Source organism: Prevotella sp. P3-92, from assembly GCF_002251205.1.
Taxonomy (GTDB): domain Bacteria; phylum Bacteroidota; class Bacteroidia; order Bacteroidales; family Bacteroidaceae; genus Prevotella.
Map to the genome: position 1 here is coordinate 1 of NZ_NPJE01000044.1, position 1,297 is coordinate 1,297.

Consider the following 1,297-nt stretch of genomic DNA (forward strand, 5'->3'; position numbering starts at 1 on the left):
CACTAGTGTCCACTAAATAAATTTAAGACTTAATTCTCTTACAGTTTGTAACTTCTCGGCAGGTTCGCTTTTGCCGAGCAAATCTACGAGAGGGGTTCTGTCCAACAATGAGACAGATAAAATTCTTAACAAATCATACATTTCCATATTCAATTTCATTTTTCGTTCAACAATCGCAACCAAGCAATATGCAATGATTGCACTATACAATTGTATCTTTACAGCATTTTCGGTTGTGCCATAGAATTCCTTGACATGAAGATGTTGCTTCATCCATTTGAAGAACAACTCTACCCTCCAACGATATTTGTAAGCCAATGCAATATCCTCTGCAGAGAGGATGGAGTTATTGGTATAAAACACAAAGGTTCTGTTTCCCTCCTTATCATAAAAGGTGATTCTTCTCATTGGGGAAGAGTATTGCTTTCGTGTTTTATATCCACTAAACTGTATCGTTTGATCAGCCATCACTCCCGTTATAGGGTTGTTATATTGTTTGTCTTCAATCACTGTATATGACATACGACGTTTCTCACGAACAACAAAGAACGCCTTTATCGTATTGATGATGGTGAGTTGCTCCGTGTCCATATATGCTCTATCAAATATGTATAAAGCATCAGGCTCATAAGGTATCTCGTTCATTACCTTGGAATCATGTAAATCCGCATTGGTTATAAGAAAGAATGATGGTATGTCTGTCTTTACATCATATAAGGTATGCATCTTTACACCACCTTTGTCATGATGAAGTTTACTCCACCAAAACACATTTAGGCAAAGTGAGATGGTTGTTGAGTCAAAAGCATAGACATTACCTTCATAGAAGAAGTCTTTGTCAACTAATCCTATGCGTAAGTCTCTTGCGGTCTTGACCATATGATACGCCATGTCTTCAAATATTTTAGCCTCTCTTTGCTCATTAGCTTTGGAAAGATTACTTCTGGTAACAGATGTGCCAAATCCAAGCCTGTTGAACTTAGTCTTATGCGCATTGAGCGTAGCTATCAAGTCTCGAAGACTCTCTCGATGGGTCAACTGAGCGAATATCATCACTAGCAAATGATTCCAACAAGTGAACTTCTTAACATATTTGTTTCCTTGATATTTTTTTACGAACCAATCGAACTGGTTTTTGGGAAGGAAATCACATATTTGACTGAATATATACTTACCTTGATTCATGAGTCTAAACTAACTTACAGATTGTAATTTTCTGCAAAGATAGTCATTTCTAACCCATAGAGTCATTTTTTGCTCGTATTTTGTCGCATATCAACCACTTACAACGATTGTT

General features: G+C 36.8%; 1 protein-coding gene. It reads right to left on the reverse strand.

Annotated elements, in window-relative coordinates; translation table 11 throughout:
- Window positions 1-12: 12 nt before the first annotated feature.
- Entirely contained in the window at window positions 13-1,185 is a 1,173-nt protein-coding gene (locus CIK93_RS06950) for an IS4 family transposase (RefSeq protein WP_094390244.1), read from the reverse strand.
- Window positions 1,186-1,297: the final 112 nt, after the last annotated feature.

Coding starts and splice junctions, on each gene's coding strand:
- CIK93_RS06950 (WP_094390244.1), bottom strand. CDS start 1,185: ATGAATCAAGGTAAGTATATATTCAGTCAAATATGTGATTTCCTTCCC.